This is a genomic window from Priestia sp. SIMBA_032, from assembly GCF_046535215.1.
In the GTDB taxonomy this organism is placed as follows: Bacteria; Bacillota; Bacilli; order Bacillales; family Bacillaceae_H; genus Priestia; species Priestia aryabhattai.
The window spans coordinates 1-253 of the sequence record NZ_JAWRXD010001121.1; the positions used below are offsets into that span (position 1 = coordinate 1).

1 protein-coding gene is annotated in these 253 nt (G+C 64.0%); it reads right to left on the reverse strand.

The features are described from left to right. A partial coding sequence (locus SB717_RS37820; protein ID WP_410908302.1) for a hypothetical protein occupies positions 1 to 253 on the reverse strand: 253 nt, incomplete at both ends.

Here is a 253-nt window from a genome sequence, read left to right on the forward strand (position 1 = left end):
GGTACGAGCAGCATCGCCACGAAGCTCACCGCGGTCATCACGACGTAGGTGACAACGCCGCCGATGACGGGCGCGCCGAAACCGAGATGGTTGGAACGCGCGCTCGCGCCGATCGACATCAGTGCCGCACCCACGATGACGAGATAGATGAGCTGCAGCGAGAGCGCAATCGCCAAGAACACTCCCATGCCGTCCGGAATCTGGGCGAGGCCCTCTCGGATGAAGCCGGCCGGATGCTGATCGATCGAGAGGG